The 25460-nt window shown below is 32.2% G+C and carries 29 protein-coding genes; 9 read left to right on the forward strand and 20 right to left on the reverse strand.

Annotated elements, in window-relative coordinates; translation table 11 throughout:
* Window positions 1-808: 808 nt before the first annotated feature.
* Window positions 809-1867: an acyl-CoA reductase gene (locus G6042_RS03850; RefSeq protein ID WP_169522995.1), complete on the reverse strand. Its 1059-nt coding sequence runs from the start codon at window positions 1865-1867 to the stop codon at window positions 809-811.
* A gap of 169 nt (window positions 1868-2036) precedes the next feature.
* On the opposite strand from G6042_RS03850, the gene G6042_RS03855 reads away from it, so the two are divergent.
* The 3 genes from G6042_RS03855 (at window position 2037) to ychF (ending at window position 4785) form a co-directional block, all read left to right on the forward strand.
* Window positions 2037-2387 carry a 4Fe-4S dicluster domain-containing protein gene (locus tag G6042_RS03855; RefSeq protein WP_169522996.1) on the forward strand — a complete coding sequence of 117 codons (351 nt, stop codon included), beginning with the start codon at window positions 2037-2039 and terminating at the stop codon, window positions 2385-2387.
* 75 nt (window positions 2388-2462) lie between these two features.
* A complete protein-coding gene (locus G6042_RS03860) occupies window positions 2463-3620 on the forward strand; it encodes a peptidase associated/transthyretin-like domain-containing protein (RefSeq protein WP_169522997.1) in 1158 nt (385 codons plus the stop codon).
* 70 nt (window positions 3621-3690) lie between these two features.
* Window positions 3691-4785 carry a redox-regulated ATPase YchF gene (gene ychF / locus G6042_RS03865; RefSeq protein WP_169522998.1) on the forward strand — a complete coding sequence of 365 codons (1095 nt, stop codon included), beginning with the start codon at window positions 3691-3693 and terminating at the stop codon, window positions 4783-4785.
* Between the two features lie 83 nt (window positions 4786-4868).
* On the opposite strand, the gene G6042_RS03870 is transcribed toward ychF, so the two are convergent.
* Complete coding sequence (locus G6042_RS03870; RefSeq protein WP_169522999.1) at window positions 4869-5840, reverse strand: hypothetical protein; 972 nt, start codon at window positions 5838-5840, stop codon at window positions 4869-4871.
* 202 nt (window positions 5841-6042) lie between these two features.
* Here G6042_RS03870 and G6042_RS03875 point away from each other — a divergent pair, with 202 nt between their 5' ends.
* The 3 genes from G6042_RS03875 (at window position 6043) to G6042_RS03885 (ending at window position 11140) form a co-directional block, all read left to right on the forward strand.
* The gene (locus G6042_RS03875; RefSeq protein ID WP_169523000.1) at window positions 6043-7899 is read left to right on the forward strand and encodes a DNA topoisomerase IV subunit B; all 1857 of its coding nucleotides are present in this window, start codon (window positions 6043-6045) and stop codon (window positions 7897-7899) included.
* 108 nt (window positions 7900-8007) lie between these two features.
* Entirely contained in the window at window positions 8008-8382 is a 375-nt protein-coding gene (locus tag G6042_RS03880) for a GxxExxY protein (protein ID WP_169523001.1), read from the forward strand.
* A gap of 49 nt (window positions 8383-8431) precedes the next feature.
* Entirely contained in the window at window positions 8432-11140 is a 2709-nt protein-coding gene (locus tag G6042_RS03885; protein ID WP_169523002.1) for a DNA gyrase/topoisomerase IV subunit A, read from the forward strand.
* A 147-nt stretch (window positions 11141-11287) separates the two neighbouring features.
* Here the strand turns inward: G6042_RS03885 and G6042_RS03890 are convergent, their stop codons facing one another.
* The 8 genes from G6042_RS03890 to G6042_RS03925 form a co-directional block, all read right to left on the reverse strand.
* Window positions 11288-11659, reverse strand: a complete 372-nt coding sequence (locus G6042_RS03890) for a DNA topoisomerase IV (protein ID WP_169523003.1) — start codon at window positions 11657-11659, stop codon at window positions 11288-11290.
* A 58-nt stretch (window positions 11660-11717) separates the two neighbouring features.
* Window positions 11718-11945, reverse strand: a complete 228-nt coding sequence (locus tag G6042_RS03895; RefSeq protein WP_169523004.1) for a DUF6095 family protein — start codon at window positions 11943-11945, stop codon at window positions 11718-11720.
* A gap of 73 nt (window positions 11946-12018) precedes the next feature.
* Window positions 12019-12831 (reverse strand): N-acetylmuramic acid 6-phosphate etherase, encoded by an 813-nt coding sequence (murQ, locus tag G6042_RS03900; protein ID WP_169523005.1) that lies wholly within the window; start codon window positions 12829-12831, stop codon window positions 12019-12021.
* Window positions 12832-12837: 6 nt separating this feature from the next.
* The gene (locus tag G6042_RS03905; RefSeq protein ID WP_169523006.1) at window positions 12838-13416 is read right to left on the reverse strand and encodes a hypothetical protein; all 579 of its coding nucleotides are present in this window, start codon (window positions 13414-13416) and stop codon (window positions 12838-12840) included.
* A gap of 9 nt (window positions 13417-13425) precedes the next feature.
* The gene (locus G6042_RS03910) at window positions 13426-13767 is read right to left on the reverse strand and encodes a DUF5615 family PIN-like protein (RefSeq protein WP_169523007.1); all 342 of its coding nucleotides are present in this window, start codon (window positions 13765-13767) and stop codon (window positions 13426-13428) included.
* A 1-nt stretch (window position 13768) separates the two neighbouring features.
* Window positions 13769-14008, reverse strand: coding sequence for a DUF433 domain-containing protein (locus tag G6042_RS03915; protein ID WP_169523008.1), 240 nt, complete (start codon window positions 14006-14008; stop codon window positions 13769-13771).
* Window positions 14009-14054: 46 nt separating this feature from the next.
* On the reverse strand, window positions 14055-14723 hold the full coding sequence (locus G6042_RS03920) for a ZIP family metal transporter (protein ID WP_169523009.1): 669 nt from the start codon (window positions 14721-14723) through the stop codon (window positions 14055-14057).
* Window positions 14724-15485, reverse strand: a complete 762-nt coding sequence (locus G6042_RS03925) for a class I SAM-dependent methyltransferase (protein WP_169523010.1) — start codon at window positions 15483-15485, stop codon at window positions 14724-14726. It abuts the gene before it with no gap.
* Window positions 15486-15619: 134 nt separating this feature from the next.
* Between G6042_RS03925 and G6042_RS03930 the strand changes: the two genes are divergently transcribed.
* The gene (locus G6042_RS03930; RefSeq protein ID WP_169523011.1) at window positions 15620-16783 is read left to right on the forward strand and encodes a THUMP domain-containing class I SAM-dependent RNA methyltransferase; all 1164 of its coding nucleotides are present in this window, start codon (window positions 15620-15622) and stop codon (window positions 16781-16783) included.
* Here G6042_RS03930 and G6042_RS03935 read toward each other — a convergent pair.
* The 10 genes from G6042_RS03935 to G6042_RS03980 all read right to left on the reverse strand — a co-directional run bounded on the left by G6042_RS03935 (window position 16780) and on the right by G6042_RS03980 (window position 23914).
* Window positions 16780-17382, reverse strand: a complete 603-nt coding sequence (locus tag G6042_RS03935) for a porin family protein (protein ID WP_169523012.1) — start codon at window positions 17380-17382, stop codon at window positions 16780-16782. The two genes, G6042_RS03930 and G6042_RS03935, sit on opposite strands and share 4 nt — an antisense overlap.
* A gap of 2 nt (window positions 17383-17384) precedes the next feature.
* Window positions 17385-17630 (reverse strand): hypothetical protein, encoded by a 246-nt coding sequence (locus G6042_RS03940; protein WP_169523013.1) that lies wholly within the window; start codon window positions 17628-17630, stop codon window positions 17385-17387.
* On the reverse strand, window positions 17627-19138 hold the full coding sequence (locus G6042_RS03945) for a TlpA family protein disulfide reductase (RefSeq protein WP_169523014.1): 1512 nt from the start codon (window positions 19136-19138) through the stop codon (window positions 17627-17629). Before G6042_RS03945 ends, G6042_RS03940 begins: the two co-directional genes overlap by 4 nt.
* Before the next feature lie 84 nt (window positions 19139-19222).
* Window positions 19223-19597, reverse strand: coding sequence for a hypothetical protein (locus G6042_RS03950; RefSeq protein ID WP_169523015.1), 375 nt, complete (start codon window positions 19595-19597; stop codon window positions 19223-19225).
* Between the two features lie 202 nt (window positions 19598-19799).
* A complete protein-coding gene (locus G6042_RS03955) occupies window positions 19800-20033 on the reverse strand; it encodes a hypothetical protein (RefSeq protein ID WP_169523016.1) in 234 nt (77 codons plus the stop codon).
* A 9-nt stretch (window positions 20034-20042) separates the two neighbouring features.
* The gene (locus G6042_RS03960) at window positions 20043-20780 is read right to left on the reverse strand and encodes a DUF6048 family protein (protein ID WP_169523017.1); all 738 of its coding nucleotides are present in this window, start codon (window positions 20778-20780) and stop codon (window positions 20043-20045) included.
* Window positions 20752-21246 carry a DUF6452 family protein gene (locus G6042_RS03965; protein WP_169523018.1) on the reverse strand — a complete coding sequence of 165 codons (495 nt, stop codon included), beginning with the start codon at window positions 21244-21246 and terminating at the stop codon, window positions 20752-20754. Before G6042_RS03965 ends, G6042_RS03960 begins: the two co-directional genes overlap by 29 nt.
* A gap of 79 nt (window positions 21247-21325) precedes the next feature.
* Window positions 21326-22738: a 23S rRNA (uracil(1939)-C(5))-methyltransferase RlmD gene (gene rlmD / locus G6042_RS03970; protein WP_169523019.1), complete on the reverse strand. Its 1413-nt coding sequence runs from the start codon at window positions 22736-22738 to the stop codon at window positions 21326-21328.
* A gap of 117 nt (window positions 22739-22855) precedes the next feature.
* A complete protein-coding gene (locus G6042_RS03975) occupies window positions 22856-23311 on the reverse strand; it encodes a hypothetical protein (RefSeq protein WP_169523020.1) in 456 nt (151 codons plus the stop codon).
* Window positions 23312-23479: 168 nt separating this feature from the next.
* On the reverse strand, window positions 23480-23914 hold the full coding sequence (locus G6042_RS03980; protein ID WP_169523021.1) for a hypothetical protein: 435 nt from the start codon (window positions 23912-23914) through the stop codon (window positions 23480-23482).
* Between the two features lie 232 nt (window positions 23915-24146).
* On the opposite strand from G6042_RS03980, the gene G6042_RS03985 reads away from it, so the two are divergent.
* The gene (locus G6042_RS03985) at window positions 24147-24698 is read left to right on the forward strand and encodes a DUF1697 domain-containing protein (RefSeq protein ID WP_169523022.1); all 552 of its coding nucleotides are present in this window, start codon (window positions 24147-24149) and stop codon (window positions 24696-24698) included.
* A gap of 33 nt (window positions 24699-24731) precedes the next feature.
* Entirely contained in the window at window positions 24732-25433 is a 702-nt protein-coding gene (locus G6042_RS03990) for a DUF1003 domain-containing protein (RefSeq protein ID WP_169523023.1), read from the forward strand.
* Window positions 25434-25460: the final 27 nt, after the last annotated feature.

Genomic DNA, 25460 nt, shown 5'->3' on the forward strand with positions numbered 1-25460 from the left:
TTGCACTTGACCTGACAAGTTTAAAAAGCAGTCTGTATAACCTTATCTTCTCTTGAGTAGATTTTGAAACCACAAACCGTCAAGTCGGTATCATATCAGAAAAAAGAATAGAACTCGACGTCACCATGCAACGCAATCAATCCGCACGAGATGTTGAATAAAACCAAATTACTTGGGATTTTACATCAAAAAAAAAAGCACTTCAATCGAAGTGCCTTAGTATATAAAATAAAAAAAATAACAAACTGTACCGCTACAAACACTCTGATAGCAGAACTTTTCAACCCGTGTCTGCAAACTGCTTCAAAACAATTATACAAATTTTCTCCATAAACTCATCAGCATACAAACACAATCCATTAAAATCAGTGCAATCCGAGGCAAAAACCTTGCGCAAAAACCCTAAAATCCAAAAAACCCAGCAAAATCAACCCTTTGCAGACCAGTTAGACGCGTTTGCAGACCAATTAGACAAGTTTTAGTCTGAGTAGTGTTGTTACAACGCAGCATAATAGTAGTGTTTATAAGGGTTTTGGAGGTTTTTTGGTTTTAAATGATTGAAATTTTGTTGAAAACTATGCCAATCTGGGGACATTAAATGCGAATTCAACGACCTTAAACACATTAAATTACAATCAGACGACCTTAAACGTCAATTTAACGACATTAAATTGCAATCTGACGACCTAAAATTGCGATTTCTTGACCTTATAACGTCATTTTTGGCTGTTGTATTTGCAAAAACGGCTTGTAAAGGATGTTTAAAAGTTAACCCTAGATGAAGGGAATGGATATGGTTAATCTTTTTTTAGAGTTGCATTAAAAATTGGATGGTATCCACATTATCCGCATAATCCCAAAGTTCTGGTTTTTGGGTTTTTCCAAAAGGAATGCTGTTTTCAACAATGTCATTGGAAACAATACATTGAATTTGCTCTGCGTCATTTTTTAATTGTGATTTTAGCACTTCAATATCGTCATAATATTCATAGAACACTGATGAGATAGGCGAGGCGTAACTGCTATCTTCTTTTAAAGTAAGAAACTCATTGTCCAATAATTTAAAATTACTCATCAGGAAAACCGCTTTGTTGTAATCGTAATTGTTGGAATATTTTTCGTAATAAATCACATCTTTATATTCGTAGATGGCTTCAAAAAAAGCTTTGAAATCATAGTCTTTTGGAACAAATAATTTGGACACATTTCTACAACCTAAACCAAAATACCTGAAAATATCTTCGCCAAGATTAATTAAATCCTCTTTAGTTTCATCACCAGTCAAAACAGCAACCGAATTTCGGTTTTTACGAATAATACTCGGTTTATCTTTAAAGTAATATTCAAAATATCTTGCCGTATTGTTGCTTCCGGTGGCAATTACAGCATCAAAATTTTCTAGTTTTCCGTCAGTAAAAGTGATGTACTTTTCAAAATCAGGATTTACAGCCATTAGATAATTCGCTAAAAACTTAATCAAATGCTGATCATTGGAAGAAGTTTTAACCAAAACTTTATGTCCAGAAATCAATACCGAAAGAAAATCATGAAACCCAACTAGTGGAATATTTCCAGCAAGAATTAACCCGACGGTTTTAGTTGTTACATTTGAAAAATTATAAGCAGACAACCATTTATTTAAGTTTTCATCTGTTAACGCATTTGCCCACGATTGCACTGAAAAATAAACTTGCTCTGGCGTAAACCAACCATTATGCGATTGTGATAAATGAATTAAATCTACAAAACGGTCAAAGTACAAATCGTTGTGAAGAACAGCTTCGTTTTTACGGTTATTATCTAATGAAAACTGACTTAAAAACTTCCCTAATTCAATAAAACACTTTTTTTTATCGATTTGTAACATGTGTAACTTGTTTATGAATGGTTTTGATTGTAATTTTGCACAAAAATAAGATAATAGAAAATAGAATATAGATAAAAGATGTAATTTTCAATAAAAGAAATTAGTTCTAATCATAAGTTGAGCATCAAAATCTAATATTTTGATATCTAAAATTTAATATTAAATAGCTATGGCAATCATAATAACTGACGAATGTATCAATTGTGGAGCATGTGAACCGGAATGTCCAAATACAGCAATATACGAAGGCGCTGACGATTGGCGTTACAAAGATGGAACCGCGTTAAGAGGAAAAATTGTTCTTCCTGATGGAACAGAAGTAAATGCAGATGCTGCACAAACTCCAATTTCGGATGATATTTATTATATCGTTCCAGGAAAATGTACTGAATGTAAAGGTTTTCACGAAGAACCACAATGTGCGGCTGTTTGTCCTGTAGATTGTTGCGTTCCCGATGATAATCATGTTGAAAGCGAAGAAACACTGCTAAACAGACAAGCTTTCTTACATAACGAATAAAAAATCTTCCCTTCAATTACCAGAAGGGATTTTTTTTGAAATATTTTTTGTTAATTTGTTACAAATGACCAATTAGTGAAAAAAACATTACTCTTACTTTTTTTAGTTTTTAGTTTCACTATTTCCGCTCAGGAAGTTGAGCGTTCTATTATCATTAAAGATGCCGATACCAATAATCCAATAGAAGACGTTTCTGTTTTTATAACCAAAACCAAACAGCTTTTACTCAGTAATTCCGAAGGAAAAGTCACCTTTGATTTGAACGGAATTTCAAACATTCAAGTATCGCATTCGTCTTATGTTACCGTAAATATTCGTTCCTCAGCATTATTGAAAACCGATAACATCATTTATCTAAAGAATAACACTAAAGATTTGGATGAAATCATAGTTACCAAACAACATCCGCAGAAAATCTTGAAAGCATTAGTTCAAAATTCCATCAAACAACTTACTGTTCCAGCACGATTAAAAGTCTATTCCAGAGAGTTTTTCAAGATGAACGGAACGTATTCGTATTACAACGACGGATTGATGAATTTTCAAATCTTTGGCAGAGATAAAAACTTTAAAAGCAATATTTTAGTAGAGCAAAATCGTTCCATTGGCTTGATAAATGAAGAAATTAGTGGTGATGTTTTGGGTTATAATCTAAACAACATTATGGAGAATTATTACAATTTCAAATACTTAGAACCTATTCTTGTTGAAAGAGCAAAAAAAGACTATGAATTTGTGATTAAAGTCTATTCGGCTAACAATAATTACAACTTAATTTCAGCAACGCCATTAGACGAAGGCAAAGGATTGAAAGACGATTTTACGATAATTTATGATCCCAAAAAGAAATTAATCATCGAAGTAAGTTCCATCATTGCACCATCTAGTTTAACTCGTTCCAAAGAAAAAACAGCAGTTGGTTCCAAAAATATTTATAAGTCTATTTTCAAAACTATTTACCGAACCGATACTCAAAACTATTATTTAGCTAGTTCTAAGGAAGAAATTGGTTTTGAGCGAGTTGACAAAAATAATATTACAACGGATATTGAAGTTCGCAATTACTTTGTCACGACTAATTTTAGCAATCAAAATTACATTTATAAAGAAAGCGAAGTCTTTAAAGAAAAAACACTTTATAACAAGAAAAACGTCATTCTTTCCGACTATTGGAACGTTTCTGGATTAGCCGCAACTGCTGAAGAAAAAGAAATAATTGATAAAATTGAATAGTATTTTGATTTTTTTATGCTTTTCAATTACTTAGAAGTATATTTGCAAACTTTTAAAATATACTTCATTCATGAAAGCAGGAATTGTAGGATTACCAAACGTTGGAAAATCAACTCTATTTAATTGTTTATCAAATGCTAAAGCGCAAAGTGCTAACTTTCCGTTTTGTACAATCGAACCTAATATTGGTGTTGTAAACGTACCCGATCCAAGAATAAATCGTTTAGAAGAATTAGTAAAACCAGAACGCGTTCAAATGGCAACTGTTGATATTGTTGACATTGCTGGTTTGGTTAAAGGCGCAAGCAAAGGCGAAGGTTTAGGAAATCAATTCCTAGCAAATATTAGAGAATGTAACGCAATTATTCACGTTTTACGTTGTTTTGATAACGACAATATTGTTCACGTTGATGGCAATGTAAACCCAATTCGCGATAAAGAAACTATCGATATCGAGTTGCAATTAAAAGACTTAGAAACGGTTGAAAAACGTTTGGAAAAAGTAAATCGCGCTGCCAAAACAGGAAACAAAGAAGCACAAGCTGAAAAAGCACTTTTAGATAGAATTAAAGAAGCTTTATTACAAGCCAAATCAGCTCGTACCGTAATTCCTCAAAACCAAGATGAAGAAGTTTTGATGGAAGAATTTCAACTAATTACCACAAAACCTGTTTTATACGTTTGTAACGTAGACGAAGGTTCGGCAGCAACAGGAAACAAATATGTTGACCAAGTTCGTGAATTAGTAAAAGACGAACAAGCCGAAGTAATTGTGCTTGCCGTTGGTACAGAAGCCGATATCACGGAATTGGAAACCTATGAAGAAAGACAAATGTTTTTAGAAGATTTAGGGTTAAAAGAACCAGGAAGTTCGGTTTTAATTCGTGCGGCTTACAAACTTTTAAAACTTCAAACGTACTTTACCGCAGGTGTGAAAGAAGTTCGCGCTTGGACAATCAACATTGGCGATACAGCACCAAAAGCTGCCGGAGTAATCCACACCGATTTTGAAAAAGGATTTATCCGTGCCGAAGTTATTGCTTTCGAAGATTATTCAACTTTAGGATCAGAAGCTAAATGCAAAGAAGCTGGAAAACTTCGCGTAGAAGGAAAAGAATACATCGTGAAAGATGGCGATGTGATGCATTTCCGTTTTAATGTGTAGTTGAGAGAAAAGAAAAAAGAATAAAGAAAATAGATTAACCGCAGAAGAGATTTTGCGGTTTTTTTGTTTAAAGTATTTTGGAATTAAAAGTTATCCCAAAAATCCGGATCTTGTTGGTCTAAATCTAAATTTTCATTGTAATAATCATTCTCTCTTTCGTATTCATAACTTGCTACTTCATGTTCGTTTAATAGGTCATTTAATTTATTTTCTTCATCCATTATTTTCACATGATAAAATGAGTTAGTACTATTTTCAACTTCAATAAAAAAATCTCTATTTTGATCAATCATTTTTGTGAAATCTTTTATTAGGTTTACGATAGGGTAATTTATCAAACCATCTTTATTAATTTGCATATCAACAACATTAATATAAAAACTTATAAAGTTTGAAATGTTTGCACTTTTGTAATAAAAATAGTTTATTAAAATGTTATTCAATTTTTCTTCATCTAATATTAAATAATTTGGATTATCTATTTTTTTATACATTTCATATAAATAAAGTAAGGAGTTATAATCCGTATAATTTTCTACAAAATTTTGATGAATGATTTGAATATATTTAATTCCATTACTTTTTTTAATTTTAGCACTTAAATACTTTAGAAAAGTATGTTCTTCTTGAAATTTAATGGTTTTTTCATAACTTATTTTTAAGTTATAATCATCTTCCAACTGATGTAAAGCGATGGTTTTTAGTAAATTTCCAAAAAAATCTTCATTAGATTTTAGATAAATATCTACATACTTTAAAGTCCAATGCTCATTATTATTTGTACAAAATAAACTAACAAAAGCTAATGAAAAAACTAGTTCGTCATCTTCTGTTCCGTTTAAATCTTTGAAAAAAAAATCTTCTAACTCGGAATCAATTTGTTTACGATTTAAACAATTTATAAAAATTAAAGCTTTTTTGAAATATTCAGATGAATTAAGATAGTTTGTTTTTTTATAAAAATTCAAGCCAATCTCTAAATAATATCTACCCAAAGACTCAAAGTTTTTAGTTAAAATATAGTTATTTTCTCGATAAGGATTTTTGTTTTTCATTTTTAAGAGATGATGTCCAAATCAAATGTAAATAAATTTTTATTGTAAAAAATAAAAGTTCAAATATATTCTAAGTAATTAACATAGTTTTTTTAATTTCGAGTACTTTTTTTGTCAATATCATTCTTAATAACTTCTTATTGCGCGTCTTTTAAAAACGCTCGTTTTCCACTATATTAGCAAAGAATCGATAGTTTTTAAAATGGCTCAAGAAACACAATATAACGAAGATAATATTCGTTCACTCGACTGGAAAGAACACATCCGAATGCGTCCAGGAATGTACATCGGAAAACTTGGCGACGGTTCTTCGCCCGACGATGGAATTTACATTCTCCTAAAGGAAGTAATGGACAACTGTATCGATGAATTTGTCATGGGTGCAGGAAAAGTGATTGAAGTAACCATCAAAGATAAAATGGTTACCGTTCGCGATTATGGCCGTGGAATTCCTTTAGGGAAAGTGGTTGACGTAGTTTCCAAAATGAATACCGGAGGAAAATATGATTCTAAAGCCTTTAAAAAATCGGTTGGTTTGAATGGAGTTGGTACGAAAGCGGTAAATGCATTGTCCAATTATTTCCGTGTAGAATCAGTTCGTGATAACCAACAAAAAGCGGCCGAATTTTCCGCTGGAAATCTTACTCTCGAAGAAGATGTTACTGAAACAACCAAACGAAAAGGAACCAAAGTTTCTTTCGTAGCCGATGAAACCATTTTCAAAAATTACAAATACCGAAATGAGTATATCATTCGTATGCTCAAAAATTACTGTTACTTAAATCGTGGCTTGACGATTTATTACAACGGTGAAAAATACGTTTCGGAGTTTGGTTTAAAAGATTTATTGGAAGAAACCATTACTGAAGAAGACATGCAATATCCAATCATTCATCTGGAAGGTGATGATATCGAAATTGCTTTGACACACAGTAAATCACAATATTCCGAAGAATACCATTCGTTCGTCAACGGACAAAACACAACGCAAGGTGGAACGCATCTGGGTGCTTTTCGTGAAGCGATTGTAAAAACCATCAAAGAGTTTTACAACAAACCTTTTGAAGCTTCGGATATTCGTAAATCGATAGTTTCGGCGGTTTCCATAAAAGTGGAAGAACCTGTTTTTGAAAGTCAAACGAAAACGAAACTAGGCTCAACGGATATTGGTCCGAATGGTCCAACAGTACGAACATTTGTAAATGATTTTATCAAAACAAAATTTGATAATTTTTTACATAAAAATCCCGAAACAGCCGATTTATTACTTCGTAAAATCCTTCAAGCCGAACGTGAGCGAAAAGAATTATCGGGAATTAGAAAATTAGCCAAAGACCGAGCTAAAAAAGCCAGTCTTCATAATAAAAAATTGCGCGATTGTCGTGTGCATTTAACCGATGCTAAAAATCCACGAAGTTTAGAAAGTACACTTTTCATCACCGAAGGAGATTCTGCTTCGGGTTCGATTACTAAAAGTCGTGATGTGAACACACAAGCCGTTTTTAGTTTGCGTGGAAAACCGTTGAATTCCTATGGAATGACCAAGAAAATTGTATATGAAAACGAAGAGTTTAATTTACTTCAAGCGGCTTTGGACATCGAAGAAGATATGGGCGATTTGCGTTATAACAATATCGTAATTGCTACCGATGCCGATGTCGATGGTATGCACATTCGCTTGTTGTTGATTACGTTTTTCTTGCAGTTTTTCCCAGAATTAATCAAAGACGGACATTTATATATTTTGCAAACGCCATTATTCCGTGTGCGAAATAAAAAAGAAACGATTTATTGCTACAGCGAACAAGAACGTGTTAATGCTATCGAAAAATTAAAACCAAAACCCGAAATCACCCGATTTAAAGGTTTAGGAGAAATTTCACCAGATGAGTTCAAGCATTTCATTGGCGAAAGCATTCGATTGGATCCAGTTATGTTAGATAAAGCCACAAGTATTGAAACCTTACTGGAATTTTATATGGGTAAAAATACACCAGACCGACAAGATTTTATTATCAATAATTTGAAAGTGGAATTGGATGTGGTGGAGAAATCGTAGCACGAAGTTTCACAATGTTTAGCACAAAGTCACACAAAATGATTTTTTAAAACTTGGTGGAACTTAGTGAAAATCTTTGAGTAACATTGTGCTATAAAACAAACAATTATGACAGAAGAGAATGAAATTAGCCGAATAATTTTAGATTGTGCATATAAAGTTCATACGAAATTAGGTTCAGGATTGTTGGAAAAAGTATATAGGGAATGTTTGGCTTATGAATTGATAAAATGCGGATTAGATGTTCAACAAGAAAAAGCCTTTCCAGTTATTTATGAAGACATAAAAATGGATTGCGGTTACAGGGTTGATATTATTGTAAATAATAAAGTAATTATTGAATTAAAAGTAGTTGAAGATTTTACAGTTGAACATACAGCTCAATGTTTGACCTATATGCGACTTTCAGAATGTAAATTGGGATTACTTTTAAATTTTTATAAAAAATCATTAAAAGACGGAATAAAAAGATTAATACTATAACATTGTGAAACTTTGTGAAAACATTGAGTAACATAGTGATACAAAAAACATGAAAGACGAAGAAGAAGATAACATCATTCCAAACGACGACGAGAACAACGAGCCGATGGAAAATAGCAATGAAAATGATTTTGATGAAGAAGTGCGACTTTCTTCGGGCAGTCATTTTTATGAAAACGACGAAAATCCAGAAGATACCATTACCAAAGTTACAGGAATGTACAAAGATTGGTTTTTGGATTATGCTTCCTATGTAATTCTGGAACGTGCTGTTCCGGCGATTGAAGACGGATTTAAACCAGTTCAACGTCGAATTATGCATTCCATGAAAGAATTGGACGATGGTCGTTACAATAAAGTGGCAAACATTGTTGGACATACGATGCAATATCATCCACACGGTGATGCCAGTATTGGTGATGCGATGGTGCAAATCGGGCAGAAGGATTTGCTTATCGACATGCAAGGAAACTGGGGAAATATTCTAACTGGTGATAGTGCGGCAGCTTCACGTTATATCGAAGCACGTATTTCTAAATTTGGTCATGATGTTTTGTATTCGCCAAAAATTACACAATGGGGAGTTTCTTATGATGGTCGTCGCGCCGAACCGATCAATCTTCCAGTTAAATTTCCTTTGCTTTTAGCTCAAGGTGCTGAAGGTATTGCCGTTGGTTTATCTACCAAAGTGTTGCCTCATAATTTCAATGAACTGATCGATTGTTCTATAAAAATATTAAAAGGAAAATCATTTACCTTGTATCCTGATTTTCCAACAGCCGGAATTGCGGATGTTTCCAATTACAATGACGGAATGCGTGGCGGACGAGTTCGTGTTCGTGCCAAAATCAATCAATTGGACAAACAAACCTTGGTAATTACACAAATTCCTTTTTCAACTAATACTTCAACTCTTATTGATAGTATATTGAAAGCCAACGAAAAAGGAAAAATAAAAATTAAAAAGATTGAAGACAATACTGCTGCCGAAGTAGAGATTTTAATTCATCTTCCGCCAGGTGTTTCTCCCGATAAAACGATTGATGCGTTGTATGCTTTCACTGCTTGCGAAACTTCGGTTGCGCCATTGGGTTGTGTGATTGAAAACCACAAACCGTTGTTTATTGGTGTTTCGGATATGTTGAAAATTTCGACTAATCGAACAGTAGATTTACTCAAACGTGAGTTGGAAATTCAATTGGACGAACTCGAAAATAAATGGCATTTTTCTACCTTGGAAAAAATCTTCATTCGTGAAGAAATGTACATCGATTTCAAATTGTATTCTGATAGAGAATCGCTTTACGAATACATGTATAATCGTTTCAAACCGTTCGCAAAATCGTTTGTTAGAGAAATTAACGACGACGATTTACAAAAATTGACACAAATTCCAATGATTCGCATTACGCGTTTCGATTCGGATAAAGCCGATGATGCCATTGCAAAATTGGAAGCCGAAATGGAAGAAGTAAAGCATCATTTGGATCATATTATTGATTTTACGATTGATTTTTTCCAAAAACTGAAAGACAAATATGGAAAAGGTCGCGAACGCCAAACGGAACTACGAAATTTTGACACGATTGAAGCTACGAAAGTGGTTCTCCGAAATACAAAATTGTATGTCAATAAAGAAGAAGGTTTTTTTGGAACTGGTTTAAAGAAAGACGAATACGTTGCCGATTGTTCGGATATTGATGATGTGATTGTGTTTTTGCGTGACGGAAAAATGATGGTTTCCAAAGTAGATGATAAAAAATTCGTTGGAAAAGACATTATTCACATAGCAGTTTTTGACAAAAACGATAAGCGAACCATTTACAACATGATTTATCGCGATGGTAAAAATGGTTCGGCGTTTATCAAACGTTTCAATGTTTCGGGAATAACTCGTGATAAATTCTACGATTTAACTCAGGAAAAAGCTGGAAGTCAAGTACTTTATTTTTCGGCTAATCCAAATGGTGAAGCAGAAACAGTTACTATTTTGCTACGTCAAGTTGGAAGCGTTAAAAAACTAAAATGGGATGTTGATTTCTCTGATATTGCCATAAAAGGTAGAGCTTCGCGAGGAAATACGGTTACCAAATATCCGATTAAAAAGATTGAACTAAAGGAAAAAGGAATTTCCACATTGCGACCAAGAAAAGTTTGGTTTGACGATACTGTTCAGCGATTGAATGTAGATGGTCGAGGCGAATTGCTTGGCGAATTTAGACCAAACGATAGATTGCTTTTAATCAATCAATCAGGGAAATTGAAAACAATTATTCCTGAATTGACAACCCATTTTGACGAAGATATAGTTGTAATGGAAAAATGGAATCCAAAGAAACCAATTTCGGCGATTTATTATGATGGTGAAAAAGAACGTTATTTCATCAAACGCTTTTTGGTTGAAAACGAAAACAAGGAAGAAATCTTCATTACGGAACACGAAAAATCACAATTGGAAATTGTTTCTACCGATTGGCGACCAGTTGCCGAAATTGTTTTTGCTAAAGTAAAAGGTGTTCAAAAAGACAACCAAACTATTAATTTAGAAGAGTTTATTGCAGTTAAAGGAATTAAAGCTTTAGGTAATCAATTAACAACGGATAAATTAAAACAAGTCAATTTATTAGAACCATTACCGTTTGAAGAACCGGAAGAAGAAATCCCAGAACAAATGGAAGTAACGGATGAAAATAATGTTTCCGAAAACATTCAAACTGAAACCGATGATGATGGTCAGATTACATTAAGTTTGGATTAAACAAAGATATTTAAGGTTAACTTTTTAGCCCCGATTGAAGTGGAAATAAAAAACCTTTCTGGTGTTCAGAAAGGTTTTTTTATTGTAACGAAAAGCGGGAATTGCGTTTACTGATAAATCCCGAGCGATTCGCTTCTAATTTTTAAATTATTCAATTTTTGTTACAGTTCCGCGTTGTTTTTTTGCATCGCCTACAAAGGCATATTCAAATGTATAGGTATTGTTTTGGGTAAACAAGATTTTCATGCTGATGGCTTTTTTTTCTTGCATATTTTTTGGATGTAGTTTTTGCAATACAAATTCGCAGTCGTTTACCCAGCGAACCGAAGCTGTATCAGTCTTTCCGTTATAGGTTTCGATTTGTAAATCGGCTGTTCGGGTAAAAACAGAAGTGTGTTTTTTGCCATCGATTTCTTGAGAGAATTCAAATTTTCCGGTTTTGAAATCGGCACATTTTCGTTCTTGTTCATAACACGAAATCATCAAAAAAGAGAGTAGAAGTAAGGCTGTTTTTTTCATAGGTTTATTTGAGACACAAATTTCACGAATTTTCACAAATTATTTTCTAGTATTTTGATTATTTATCACCATCAAAAAAAGCATCGGTTATGGTTTTTATTCCTTTGAAAGCAAAAAACACCGAAGTGATACAAAGTATAATTCCAATGGCTAAAACCAGGTAATGCCAATTGGTGTGTTGATTCATAAAAGCGTTATAAATCACACTCGGACCAAGAAACATCAACGGTAATGAACCCGCAAGATATTTAACGCCTTTTGCTAGTAAATCTCTATTTGTTGGCATGTTTTTTATTTTTTTTTACCAAATAAGGCACTTAAGGTCATATAACTTACATGACCTTAAGTGCCTTATATGTTTAATTTCTATGATTTTCAACTGCTTTTCTAACGCTGCCAAATTCTTTCAATAATTCAGCAGCTTTTTCATAATCCACTGGAATTTCACTCATAATCATTTTCACACCACGATCGACTAATTTGTCGTTGCTCAATTGCATATCGACCATTTTGTTGCCTTTTACTTTTCCGAGTTGTATCATCGTTGCAGTAGAAATCATGTTCAGCACCAATTTTTGAGCTGTTCCAGCTTTCATTCTTGAACTTCCGGTTACGAATTCTGGACCAACAACTACAACAACTGGAAATTGTGCTGTTAAAGCCAATGGACTTCCATCATTACAAGTAATACAACCAGTAATGATATTTTGCTCATTGCATTTTTCCAAACCGCCAATAACATAAGGTGTTGTTCCCGAAGCCGCAATTCCAATCACAACATCGTTTTTACCAATGTTTTCGTTTTGTAAATCAATCCAGGCTTGTTCGCGGTTGTCTTCTGCATTTTCTACAGCGCGACGAATGGCTTTGTCACCACCGGCGATAATTCCGTTTACTAAATCAAAAGGAACACCAAATGTTGGCGGACATTCCGAAGCATCAACAATGCCTAATCTTCCAGAAGTTCCAGCGCCAATATAGAATAATCTGCCGCCAAGCTTTAGCTTTTCGACTACTTTGGCAACTAAATTTTCAATTTGTGGTAATGCTTTTTCCACGGCAAGTGGAACGGTTTTGTCTTCTTTGTTAATATTGGTCAATAAATCAATAACCGACATAGTTTCTAAACTGTCGTAATGCGAAGATTGTTCAGTGGTTTTGGTGAAGTTCATTAGATTTTAATTTTTGGCAAAAAAAGCTATTCTGTCGTTAAATGGAAATTTGATATTGGTTACATACTCCAAAGTGTCATTTTTTAAGTAAAATTTGTCATTGGTAAACGTTGTATAATCACCATTTCGTTCATCTGGTTTGCAATCCTTTATTGAGGTTTCAAGTGTAAAATCTTCTCCAAATTTTGCAACTCTACAGTTATTACCAAAACCATTTACATATTGACATTCTTTAGAAGGAATACTATTTAAAATTAAGGTATCCTTTATGATTTTCCATGTTCCAAAAGAATTTGAACTCCATTGACAACCACTATCTTTATAATCAAAAGTGTTATCTGATTTGATGTTTAAGTGAGCTTTGTGAGGAATAATCGACTTTCTAGATTGCCATATTTTGACAAATTCATTTTTAGAAACGTCATTATCGTTGTGTTTTTTACACGAAGTAAATATTAATATTAGAATAATAATATAGTAATGGTTTTGAATTTCACTTATACTTTTTTTGAATAAACCATTAACCGACATAGTTTTCAAACTGTCGTAATGCGAAGATTGTTCGGTGGTTTTGGTGAAGTTCATTGTTTTTTTTTAATAAATACTTTCAATATGATCTTCTTTGGCTATGATAAATCTACAATTTTGAATTTCTCTTTCAATAATTGTCCAATTGGAATTAAAATAGGCGTGAAGTTGTTTTAAGGAACAATTCCCAATTTTGAAATAAACTATTTTTGGAAATGTATCTGATAAAAGAAATTTTGAATAAAAATCAGCATCTTTTGTTAGAATGATTAAATTATTTTTTAAAGCATAATTCCAAATTTCAGTATCAGTCATTTGCAAATTGATATCGGCTACAAAAATGAAATTATCGTGATTAAAAAAACTGAAGTTTTTAGGCAAATTAACATCTACTAGAAACAAACTCATTTTAACTGGCTAATTGAATGTCGTTTCTTTGTAAAGATAAATTCTTGAGTGCAAAGGCAACAGCAGCTTGAATATCTTCTTTTTCTAAAAAAGGATAGGCTTCTAAAATATCTTCAGCAGAATCACCTTCAGAAAGAAATTGAAGAATGGTTTCAACAGTAATTCTCAATCCACGAATGGTTGGCTTACCATTGCATAAATCTGGTAATATTGTAATTCTATCTAAAACTGTATTTTCCATAGTTTTATCCGTTTGATACAAATTTAGTTAAAAAAACAATATGATTTTACACAAAAACCGCCAACAAAATCCCCAAAATAATCATTGAAATTTTAGCAATATTAAATTTGTGTCCTTCACTGCTTTCAAAAATAATGGTAGATGAAATATGAAATAAAATCCCAATAACAACCGCTGTAATTTCGGTGTAATATTGCGTAATAAACGGAACATTATCGGAAACAAAAGTTCCTAGCGGTGTCATAAAAGCAAAAGTCAGCATGAAAATAAACAACGCTGTTTTATTCAATTCGGCATTGATGAAAAAAGTCGTCAAAATAATAGCGATAGGTAAGTGGTGAATGGCAATTCCATAAGCCAAATCATGATGATGACCAACTGGAAATCCTTCTAAAAAGGCATGAATGCACAAACTAATGAACAATAACCAAGGTATTCGAGCAATTTTATCATGACCATGAACGTGACCGTGTTCTGCACCTTTGGAGAAAAATTCTAAAATAATTTGGAACAAAATTCCAACCATAATAAATATTCCAACACTATGGCTATGAGTTTCATAAACTTCTGGAAGCAAATGCATCACGGTAATCGATAATAAAAATGAACCGCTAAATGCTAATAACAGTTTTAGATTTTTTTTCTTTTTTGGTTTAAGCAATAATGCAATTGCATAACCTAAAACAACTGATAATAAAGGAAGTAAATAGTTCATTTATTTGAATATCATTATTAATCGTTCGCTTGTATTCTTGTGAAACTTTTTCAACTTATAATCGCCAAAAGTATCCAACAGATAAATCCCAGCTTTGTCCATCATATTTTGGAAATCTTCCAAAGTGAATGCTTTTACTTTTTCCTCAAAATGGAATGTTTTTCCTTCGGTTTCAAAATCAATTTGCTTGATGATAAATCCGTCTAAAACAAATCGTTTGATATGAAAATCAATGTCATCAACGGTTTTTATTTCCTCAGGAATTAAATTTGGAATAACCTGATGTACGTTCATAAAATCAATCACAGCAAAACCATATTCAGACAAACTTTCTTTGATGGCGACTAAAGTTTGAAGATTGTCTTCTTCGTTTTCAAAATAACCAAAACTCGTAAAAAGATTGAAAATAGCATCAAATTTCTCTTCGTATGACTCGCGCATGTCATGAACGACAAAATGCAAGTTTTCATTTTCGTTCTTTTTGGCTTCGGCTATACTGTTTTCGGATAAATCAGCTCCAATTACATCAAAACCCAATTGATTTAAATAAATAGAATGACGACCTTTTCCGCAAGCTAAATCCAATACTTTGGCTTTTTCGGGCAAGTTTAAATAATGCGTCAAATTATCCATAAAAACTTGTGCTTCACGGTAATTTCGGTCTTTATAAAGAATGTGATAATATTTTGTATCAAACCAAGATTCATACCAACTTGACTGTTGATTATCGGTTTGAGATTGCTGATTTGTGATTTCTGACATTAATTCTTTTCAAATGAATTCTGAACCGACAAATTTAGTGTATTTTTGCCAAAATTATCCCAATTTAGAATTTGATATTTTAAGTTTGAAATTCAATTGGAATTTGGGATTTTTGAAATTGGAATTTATTCGATATGGAAAATTTTAAAATGGTAGCCAAAACCTTTTTTGGTTTTGAAGAAATATTGGCAAAAGAATTACAACAACTTGGTGCGCAAGAAGTTGAAATTGGCACTCGAATGGTAAGTTTTAAAGGCGATAAAGGTTTTATGTATAAAGCCAATTTGTCGTTGCGTTCGGCTTTAAAAATCTTGAAACCTATTTATCATTTTAGAGCTTTTAACGATCAAAGTTTATATAAAGGAATTCAAGGAATTGACTGGAGTAAATACCTAAATGCTAACCAAACTTTTGTAATTGACACTACTATTCATTCGGATAATTTCAAGCATTCGCAGTTTGTTTCTCAAAAAGCAAAAGATGCGATTGTAGATCAGTTTCGTGATAAATTTGGACAACGACCAAGTATTGATAAAGATTTCCCCGATTTAAGAATAAATATTCACATCGATAGAGATCAATGTTCGGTTGCACTTGATACTTCTGGAGCTTCGTTGCATCATCGAGGTTATAGAACAGCAACTAATATTGCTCCAATTAACGAAGTTCTTGCCGCAGGAATGCTTTTGCTTTCGGGTTGGGATGGAAGCTCTCATTTTCTGGATCCAATGTGTGGTTCGGGAACAATTTTGGTTGAAGCCGCGATGATTGCTTGTAATATTCCAGCCAATATCAATCGAAAAGAATTTGCTTTTGAAAAATGGAACGATTGGGACAATGATTTATTTGACCAAATTATTGATGCGTTGATGAAACGAACTAGAGAATTTCATCATACGATTGTTGGTTATGACAAAGCTCCGAGTGCTGTTCAAAAAGCAAAAGACAATGTTAGAAATGCTAATTTAGAAGATTACATCACAATAAGTCAAGCTAATTTTTTTGAAACCAAAAAAGAAACCGTTGGTCCATTACACATGGTTTTCAATCCGCCATACGGAGAACGTTTGGATATTGAATTAGAGCGTTTTTACAGAGAACTTGGCGATACGCTGAAAAATAATTACTCAAATACGAATGCTTGGTTCATCACGGCTAATTTGGAAGCATTGAAATATGTTGGACTTCGTCCTTCGAGAAAAATCAAGCTTTTCAACGGAAGTTTAGAAGCTCGATTGGTGAAATATGAAATGTATGAAGGAAGTAAAAGAACTAAGTTTCAACAACAAGAAGATTAGTTAAACATATAGCCAACAGTAAATTTTACAAAACCGTTTTGAGCACTAACATTATTTCCTGTGAAAAAATAACGATATTCATAAACTGAAGTTAGTCCTTGGTAAATTCCAACTTCAAAAAACATTTTGTTAATCGTAAATCCTGTTCCTAAGTTTACTCCAAAATCAATATCACTTTTTGCTTTTTCTGGATAATCTCCAAAAGATTTCTCGTTTACAAGAAAACCAATTTGCGGACCAGCAATTAAATAGATTTTGTTCCAAAATTTGAAGTCAATTGGAATATTGATGTAAGTAAGCTTTTTATCTAAATTATCTACTTCAAAATTTTCATAAACCACTGGATCAAAATCAACATTCATTGGCGTTCTGGTTCTGTCACCTTGTTGTGAGAAAATTAATTTTGGACGAAAAGCTACTTTTGGCGAAAGCTGTTTTTCATAAACCACACCAAGTTGCAACCCAAACGATTCTTCGGCAAGAACTTGACCAAATCCATCGGTAAAGTAGGAATAATTTACACCTGCAAAAGCGCCAAATTTATTTTGGGCAAATGAATTTATAGAAATCAATAGTAAAGCAATAATAATTTTCCTCATGGTTATTTTCGTTTTGCTATTTCTTCGTTAATTTTTTTCAAATTAGTAAAATTGACAATTATTAAAGGAAGAAATGCCATTGGTAGAATTATAAAAGCATTAAAACCGTTTTTGAAAGTTAAATAAACACCAGCAAAAAACTGTAATGAAACAGCAATAATTAACATTATGCTGGAAAACTTAGTCATTTTTGCTCTTTTTTCCAGTTCTTCAAGGCTTAATTCGGATAATTGAGGTTGTTTTTTCATGGTTGTTGTTTTTCTTTTTCTAAAATTGAGATAATATTTTTCACCTGGTTGGCTGCGATTTTCTTAGCTTTAATTCGCTTGTCTTTATCCAAAATAAAAATCACTGGAGTTGAATATACATCATATTTTTCGATAATGTTGTTCAAATGCGGACCATCATAAACGTTGATAAAATCTAGATTGTGTTCCGCGATGTATTTTTTGTATTTATCAGAATCGTATAACGTGTAAACACTCATCACTTTTACATCGATTTTATTTTTCAATAATTCGTGATAAACTTCTTTCAGTACTGGAATTTCTTTTTGACAATGACCGCAATCAACATCCCAAAAAACTAGAATAGTATAATCGGCTTTGATGTCATGAAGTTTTACAAATTGTTTGTTTAATTCCGCTTGATTGGCATAAAAAAGTTTTGTGACTTCTTCGCTCGTTGTTGCGGTTTCAAAGCCAAGTTGTTTAATTCGGGCACTGTTTTTTACATCAATCATCGAAATATCGGGAGCAATTGCACCAACCGTTATGGGTTTTAATTTATCAGCTCGTTTTATAATTCGTTGAACGCTAGTTTCATCTTGATAAATTCCCGTTGCTCGTCCGGTTTTAAAATAAGTATCAGACATATGGACAAAAACTTTGTCAAATCCCATGATTTTTGACGATTCATACGTATATGTAAAATGACTGACTAGCAACTTATAAAGCAAGCCATTAGGTTCAACTTTGGCTATCATTTTGTCCACTTCAACCGTTAACGAGTCGGGATGAGGAAAAGCAACTTGATCAAAATACTTTTTTAATTTGTTGAAAAAAAACGGATTTCTAAAAACACCTTCGTCTTTAAAATTAACGTCTTTCCAATAATTTTGTTTGTAATACTTGAAAACCGCCAAACTATCTGGTCTGCCATTTGAAGCTTTTGGAACATTTTTTAGCGTTTTTTCCGATTTTAAATTGATAACATCTGCAATAAAAGTTCCTTTATTTTTGGCAATAAAATCTTCTTCTAAATTTTGAACTCTTAATTCAAAATCTTGCTGTTTAGCAAGAATTTGTAGCGAATCGTTTTTAACTTTTATATTTAGATTTTGTTTAGAAGATTGAAAATCGGTTCCTTCTTTATTTAATTTCTTGATGTAATCAAAGAAGTTGTTATGAATAATTGAATTTACAGCAGTGAGATTATTAACAATATTTGCTCCAATTTCTGAATTAAATTCCAATTTTTGATTGGTATCATCTACAAAAAAATCGAAGTAAATTGTTTTCTGTTGACTGACTAATGAATAAACACCTTTGTTGAGTTTTGTTTTGCCTGTAAAAACAATTTTCCCGTTTTTTATCGTGGTACAAGTGTCTTTAATTAACGTTTTGTCAAATTGATAAAAGGTTAAATAGGCGAGTGTGTCTTTGCAATTTTTTAAATTAATAGTAATATCATAGCCGTTTTGGGCATGACTTGTAAAAACAGAAAGACAAAAAAATAAAAAAAATATTTTCTTCATAGCATTAATGCTTTTTTAAATTGCATATACTACAAAAATAATGGAAATTTAATTCTGTAAAAGATAAGTTTTAATTAAATTATTCTAAAAACTAAAGTCATCAAAAATTACAATTCCTTTACTTTCTAAATGATTTTTAATCAATTCTTCAGGATAATCATATTGTGTAGCTAAATCTTGTATAGAAACACCCGAAAAGAATAAAGCAACAAGCGTTTGAACTATATTAGCTTCTAGCTCAATATTAGTTGGTTTCTGTTCTTCATATGGAATAATAGGTTCGTCAACAATACTTCTGATATTGCTTAATTTTTTCACTATGATATCTAAATCGTCTTCGGGAATTTCAAGGAATTTCTCTTCACCTTTTGGGATTGGTGTTTGATAAAGCATCACAATTCGTTTACCGAAATCATCCAACTTATAACGAATTTTATAGTTGTAATCTGTAACGTTCATGATAAAATAAATTAAATTAATATAAATTTGGGTAATGCAAATATAATTAATAAAATGCCTACGATATTTTATTTTAACATAATTTTGTCGGTAAATTTTATCCTTTTGTCGGATTTTTTACTTTTAAGTTGATAAAATTGAGTAATTTGCTATGTTTTATAGGACTAAAATTATTTTAAAATTTTAAATAAAAAAACATGTATTATCCTACTTCTTTAATTCCTTTTAGAAATATCCAACGCATATAAATCTTTTCACCTGTTGGACTTGAAATAGCTTGAAATTTAGGTGCCAAAATTGTCCCAATAACAAATGCAGTTAAAGGAATCCAATAACCTGTTAAATTGGTGTATAGGTCAATTAAAAATCGGAAACTGATGAAAATAACTGCAAAACAAACTAAGTTATACAGTAGCGCTTTGGTTTTTTTACTCATTTTATTTTTTTATTTTTTTGTTTCTTCCTTTTCTTTAGGTTTTACTTTCGATTTATATAAAGGAATAAAATAGGAAACCGAATAATTAAACCCGATGCCAAATTCTCCACCATAGGTTTTATTAAACCCAGGAATGTATAGATTTTCAAAATTATTGGGCTCTTTTTGTGAAATCAATCGGTTTAGTCGAAAACTAAAGCCAACAAATACATTGTCAAAAACTTCAGCTTTTACACCAGCTACAACTTCCATCCACTGAGCCGTTAATCCTTTGAATTCATCTCCTGATTGAACTTCGGTTGGAATACCAAAATAATGATTAGAGTCATAAATCGTGTAACTGTTTAAAGTATGACTAAAAGTACTAAAACCATAACGTAAACCAACGTAGATTTGATTTTCCATATCAAGCCAGTTTTCAAAGGCGTTGTAATCAAATCCAACTCTAATGTAAGAACCTTTGGTTGTAAAATTTAGCTGTTCATCATCAACCGTTTTGTCTTCGTTACCAATTTCAGCAGCGATGTAATGCTTTCTGGTTAATCGATAATCGCCAACTAGTTCTAATCCACGGTATTTATCTTCATAAAAAGAACGTGTTAATTTGAATAAATCAACCCCAACTCTCAAACCGTATCGTTCCATTTTTGGAGCAATACTATCTTTTTCTGTGGTAACTTGAGCTTGCGTTAGTAATGAAACTAACATCAAAGCAATACTAAAAGTAAATTTTGATATGTGTTTCATTTTCAGTTGATATACTTTTGTTTTCAATAAATATATTTTTTATCCATTTTAGTTCTGGCGTGTCATTATCTGTATGCACAATTCCATTATCAGCATTCAATTGATAAACGGTTTTATAACCACATGCTCTAGAAACAAAAACTTGATTTCTCGTGTAGTTAAACTCAAGAATATCTTCATTTTTGATAAGATCGTTTGTACTGTTTAAAGTTAAACTATATCGAGTTACATCGTCAGTAATTTTTAGCGGTAATTCTATTTTACTAACTGCTGTAAACGTATCTAACTCATCAGTCATTCCAACACCTGTAACTTTTAGATTAGTCACATTCAAATTATTAGCAGGTTGAGCAATATTAAAAAACTCAATAATCAATCGAGGCGTAGTTTCATCGCTACAAATGTCGTCTTTCTCACAAGAAGAAAAACCAAAGGCAACTAAGACTATAAAAAGCAATTTTTTCATTTTTCTTTATTAATTGGTGATTAGTAAAAAGTGATAATAAAGACTATTTACTATTTACTATTTACTATTTACTATTTACTTATCTCAGTTCCAAAAGTACAACATTTTCAACATGATGCGTTTGCGGAAACATATCAACAGGTCGAACACGAGTTACTTTGTATTTTTCGTCCATCAAAGTTAAATCTCTAGCTTGCGTAGCCGAGTTACAACTTACATAAACAATTTTTGGCGCACCTGTTTTTAATAACATCTCAACAACATCTTTATGCATTCCATCTCTTGGTGGATCGGTGATGATAACATCTGGTTTGCCGTGTTGTGCAATAAAAGTATCGTTGAAAACGTTTTTCATATCACCAACATAGAATTCGCAATTCGTGATTTCATTGCGTTTTGCATTTTCTTTTGCATCAGCAATAGCCTCGGGAACGGCTTCTACACCAATAACTTTCTTTGCTTTTTTGGAAACAAATTGTGCGATAGTTCCGGTTCCTGTATATAAATCATAAACCGTTTCGTTTCCGGTTAAACCAGCAAATTCGCGAGTGATTTTGTATAATTCGTAGGCTTGATCTGAATTGGTTTGATAAAACGATTTGGCATTAATACTAAAATGCAAACCTTCCATTTCTTCCAAAATATAATCTCTTCCTTTAAACAGTTTAATATCTTGGTCATACAACGTATCGTTGGCTTTACCATTGATAACATATTGTAGCGAAGTGATTTGTGGAAATTGTTCTGCAATGTGATTTAAAAGTAATTCACGTTGCGTTTTATTTTCTTTAAAAAACTGAACTAAAACCATGATTTCACCTGTTGAAGCCGTTCTAATCATTAACGTTCTCAACAAACCTTCGTGATTTCTAGCATCAAAAAAGGGTAACTCATTTGCTACTGCAAAACGCTTAATTTCATTGCGAATAGCGTTTGACGGATCTTCTTGTAAGTGACATTTTGAAATATCCAAAATCTTATCCCACATTTTTGGAATGTGAAATCCTAATGCATTTCGGTTTCCTAAATCATCATCCGATTTTATTTCGTCTTCGGTTAACCAACGCTGATTAGAAAAACCAAATTCCATTTTATTACGATAGAAAAACTGTTTTTCTGAACCTAAAATTGGCTCAAAATCAGGCAATTCAATTTTTCCGATACGTTTTAAATGATTATAAACTTCTTGATTTTTATAGAACAATTGCTGTTCATATTTCATATTTTGCCATTTGCAACCGCCACAAACACCAAAGTGCTCGCAAACTGGTTCAACTCTATGGCTAGACAGTTCATGAAATTTTATGGCTTTACCTTCATAATAGGCTTTTCTTTTTTTGAATGTTTGCACATCAACCACATCGCCAGGAACAACGTTTGGTATAAAAATAACTTGACCTTCTGGAGCTTTAGCTACCGAGACACCTTTGGCGCCAGCATCTAAAACGGTTATGTTTTCAAAAATGACTTTTTTTGTTTGTTTTCTTCCCATAGCGCAAAAATAAACTATTGCACAAAACTGTATAACGATTTGCAGAATTTATTTTAAAAAACAAACGACGCTAGTAATGTAGCGTCGTCTGAAGAATTTGTGGTAATCTATTCTTTTTTAGTATGAAACGTTTATATTTCCTTCGGTTAGTGTTAAACCATCCATATTGATTGTTGTTAGTATTCCCGAAAATGTTCCAATAATTTTAGTATCGTTACTTTCGGTTATATCGGCAGTAATATCAGCGCTTCCCATTTGGTAATGCGTGCCGTTATTGATGTATTGCACAAAATAAACACTATCTGAACCCAATTTATTTTTACCCAAAGAAATTCTAATGTTTTTAGTATTATCATTCGTTTGCGTTCCTTGAAGAACTAAATCGGTATAGTTTTGATATTTTTCTTCGGTAACAGTTAATGAACCAAAAGTTCTTAATTCGTCATTAATTTTAACCGATAAAGTTCCGGTGGCATTATGAATTTTGTTTTTAATATTGTCATCATCGTCAGAGCAAGCAATGAAAGCAGAAGCAATAAAAAGCAGAGTAAAGGCGTAGAAGATTTTTTTCATTAAAATAAATTTTGAATGCCAAAGATGTCACAAACCAGTTGGAATGGCAAAAAATATCTACCAACTACACAAAAACTCGTTATAATCATAAAACATGATTTTTACCACATTATGATACAAAAAAAACGCCTCAAAATGAGACGTTTACTGTTTTATGAAAATTTTAGATTATGGTTTTACATCAATTGTACCATCAGTAACGGCAACATTTCCCATACCAACATCGCTAACCAAAATACCCGAAAAAGTTGCTTTTACTTTAGTATTTGAGCTTTCAGTAACGTTAGAAACAATACCCGGACTAGAAAGGTCATAATAGTTTTCACCGTCAAAATATTGAATATAATAAATACTTTCTGTTCCTATAAAATCTTTCCCAAGCGAAATTTGTATTGACTTTGATGGATCGTCCGATTGAATTGCGGTAACTATATAATCGGAATACTCATCATATTCTTCTTCAGTTACAGTAACGTTTATAAATTTCTTAGAAACACCATCAATTTTTGCCGAAAGTCCAGTTTCGGGTTTGTCATCGCTAGAACACGAACTAATGCCAACAGCAACGACAATAAGTGTTAAAAGGGTTAAAAATTTTCTCATTTTGTTTGTTTTGTGGGTTTCTACAAATTTAAAATTTTTTTTAAAATTTTACACAAATATAAACTAATATGTTAAAACTTTATTGTTATCTAAAATGACACACGGATTTTAAGGATTAAACAGATTGACACAGATTAAATCCGTTGAATCTGTGTTAATCTGTGGCAAATAATCAAACATCTCCTAGAATAAATCATTATTTAGAATTATTGTATTTGCTTATCTTTACGCCATGAAACACCTAGCACTTCTCCGCGGCATCAATGTATCGGGACACAACATGATAAAAATGGAAGCATTGAAAAATATGCTGGAAAACATGGGTTTTACTGGCGTGGAAACCTATATTCAAAGTGGAAATGTGTTTGTTACTAGTGAAGAAGAAAATGGTTCGGCAGTTGGTTTTAAAATCAAACAAGAAATTTATAAAGTTTTTGGACACGATGTTCCAGTGATTGTGGTTACTAAAAACGACTTGGAATTGTGTTTTACAAACAATCCGTTTTTAAAGGAAAAGGAAGTTGATATCAAGAAATTATACGTTGCTTTTATTTCTAAAGAATTACCGAGTTCTGCCATCAATGAGTTAAAAATAAGTCAATTCAAACCTGATGAAGCCGTGATTGATGGCAACAGAATTTTTATAAAATATGCTGTTGGCGCGGGAAAAACGCGCTTGGACCAAAAGTATATTGAGAAAAAATTAAACGTAACAGCAACCATGCGAAACTATAACACGGTGAGCAAATTATTGGAAATGTATCAAGAGAGAATTGAACAATAAATTGTAAATTAGCCAATAAATACACAAAAAAACATGGGTGGTAAAAGCACTTTTAAAAGTTCTATTTCGGGCATTGAGTTTCCTGAGCACGACAGAGTTTGGGGAAAATCCATCAGAGCAACTATTTTTGATTTGATAAAAAGTGATTATCCTAATTTTGATGCAAAAGAATGTATTTCTGTTAGTGAGCTTAACTATTACAGAGAAAAATATATTTCAAAATTTCTCCAAACCGAAGTCAAAGAGCTTACTGATTTGCAGAAAAATGTAATTCATTCATTATCTGATGATACTTCTTTTGTTTCCAAAGTAGAAGATAATGAAGAAAACCGTACCATAGGACAAATTGTGGCCGATAAAGTAGCGGCATTTGGCGGAAGCTGGACTTTTATTATTTCCTTTTTCATCTTTTTGCTTCTTTGGATTGGAGCAAATGTTTTTATATTGATGAACAAAGGTTTTGATCCTTATCCTTTTATATTGCTCAATTTGATTTTGTCTTGTGTGGCAGCTTTACAAGCACCGGTTATTATGATGAGCCAAAATCGCCAGGAAGAAAAAGACCGAGAAAGAGCAAAAAAAGATTATATGATTAATTTGAAATCTGAATTGGAAATTAGAATGCTTGATGAAAAATTGGATCATTTGATAATGCATCAGCAACAAGAGTTAATTGAAATTCAAAAAGTTCAAATTGAAATGATGAATGATATACTAGAAAGAATGAAGAAGTAAAAAAGTTAAAGCAATATCGAATTTTAA

Source organism: Flavobacterium solisilvae (assembly GCF_012911605.1).
Classification (GTDB): Bacteria; Bacteroidota; Bacteroidia; order Flavobacteriales; family Flavobacteriaceae; genus Flavobacterium; species Flavobacterium solisilvae.

Coding starts and splice junctions, on each gene's coding strand:
- G6042_RS03850 (WP_169522995.1), bottom strand. CDS start 1,867: ATGTTACAAATCGATAAAAAAAAGTGTTTTATTGAATTAGGGAAGTTT.
- G6042_RS03855 (WP_169522996.1), top strand. CDS start 2,037: ATGGCAATCATAATAACTGACGAATGTATCAATTGTGGAGCATGTGAA.
- ychF (WP_169522998.1), top strand. CDS start 3,691: ATGAAAGCAGGAATTGTAGGATTACCAAACGTTGGAAAATCAACTCTA.
- G6042_RS03870 (WP_169522999.1), bottom strand. CDS start 5,840: ATGAAAAACAAAAATCCTTATCGAGAAAATAACTATATTTTAACTAAA.
- G6042_RS03875 (WP_169523000.1), top strand. CDS start 6,043: ATGGCTCAAGAAACACAATATAACGAAGATAATATTCGTTCACTCGAC.
- G6042_RS03880 (WP_169523001.1), top strand. CDS start 8,008: ATGACAGAAGAGAATGAAATTAGCCGAATAATTTTAGATTGTGCATAT.
- G6042_RS03885 (WP_169523002.1), top strand. CDS start 8,432: ATGAAAGACGAAGAAGAAGATAACATCATTCCAAACGACGACGAGAAC.
- G6042_RS03890 (WP_169523003.1), bottom strand. CDS start 11,659: ATGAAAAAAACAGCCTTACTTCTACTCTCTTTTTTGATGATTTCGTGT.
- G6042_RS03895 (WP_169523004.1), bottom strand. CDS start 11,945: ATGCCAACAAATAGAGATTTACTAGCAAAAGGCGTTAAATATCTTGCG.
- murQ (WP_169523005.1), bottom strand. CDS start 12,831: ATGAACTTCACCAAAACCACTGAACAATCTTCGCATTACGACAGTTTA.
- G6042_RS03905 (WP_169523006.1), bottom strand. CDS start 13,416: ATGAACTTCACCAAAACCACCGAACAATCTTCGCATTACGACAGTTTG.
- G6042_RS03910 (WP_169523007.1), bottom strand. CDS start 13,767: ATGAGTTTGTTTCTAGTAGATGTTAATTTGCCTAAAAACTTCAGTTTT.
- G6042_RS03915 (WP_169523008.1), bottom strand. CDS start 14,008: ATGGAAAATACAGTTTTAGATAGAATTACAATATTACCAGATTTATGC.
- G6042_RS03920 (WP_169523009.1), bottom strand. CDS start 14,723: ATGAACTATTTACTTCCTTTATTATCAGTTGTTTTAGGTTATGCAATT.
- G6042_RS03925 (WP_169523010.1), bottom strand. CDS start 15,485: ATGTCAGAAATCACAAATCAGCAATCTCAAACCGATAATCAACAGTCA.
- G6042_RS03930 (WP_169523011.1), top strand. CDS start 15,620: ATGGAAAATTTTAAAATGGTAGCCAAAACCTTTTTTGGTTTTGAAGAA.
- G6042_RS03935 (WP_169523012.1), bottom strand. CDS start 17,382: ATGAGGAAAATTATTATTGCTTTACTATTGATTTCTATAAATTCATTT.
- G6042_RS03940 (WP_169523013.1), bottom strand. CDS start 17,630: ATGAAAAAACAACCTCAATTATCCGAATTAAGCCTTGAAGAACTGGAA.
- G6042_RS03945 (WP_169523014.1), bottom strand. CDS start 19,138: ATGAAGAAAATATTTTTTTTATTTTTTTGTCTTTCTGTTTTTACAAGT.
- G6042_RS03950 (WP_169523015.1), bottom strand. CDS start 19,597: ATGAACGTTACAGATTACAACTATAAAATTCGTTATAAGTTGGATGAT.
- G6042_RS03955 (WP_169523016.1), bottom strand. CDS start 20,033: ATGAGTAAAAAAACCAAAGCGCTACTGTATAACTTAGTTTGTTTTGCA.
- G6042_RS03960 (WP_169523017.1), bottom strand. CDS start 20,780: ATGAAACACATATCAAAATTTACTTTTAGTATTGCTTTGATGTTAGTT.
- G6042_RS03965 (WP_169523018.1), bottom strand. CDS start 21,246: ATGAAAAAATTGCTTTTTATAGTCTTAGTTGCCTTTGGTTTTTCTTCT.
- rlmD (WP_169523019.1), bottom strand. CDS start 22,738: ATGGGAAGAAAACAAACAAAAAAAGTCATTTTTGAAAACATAACCGTT.
- G6042_RS03975 (WP_169523020.1), bottom strand. CDS start 23,311: ATGAAAAAAATCTTCTACGCCTTTACTCTGCTTTTTATTGCTTCTGCT.
- G6042_RS03980 (WP_169523021.1), bottom strand. CDS start 23,914: ATGAGAAAATTTTTAACCCTTTTAACACTTATTGTCGTTGCTGTTGGC.
- G6042_RS03985 (WP_169523022.1), top strand. CDS start 24,147: ATGAAACACCTAGCACTTCTCCGCGGCATCAATGTATCGGGACACAAC.
- G6042_RS03990 (WP_169523023.1), top strand. CDS start 24,732: ATGGGTGGTAAAAGCACTTTTAAAAGTTCTATTTCGGGCATTGAGTTT.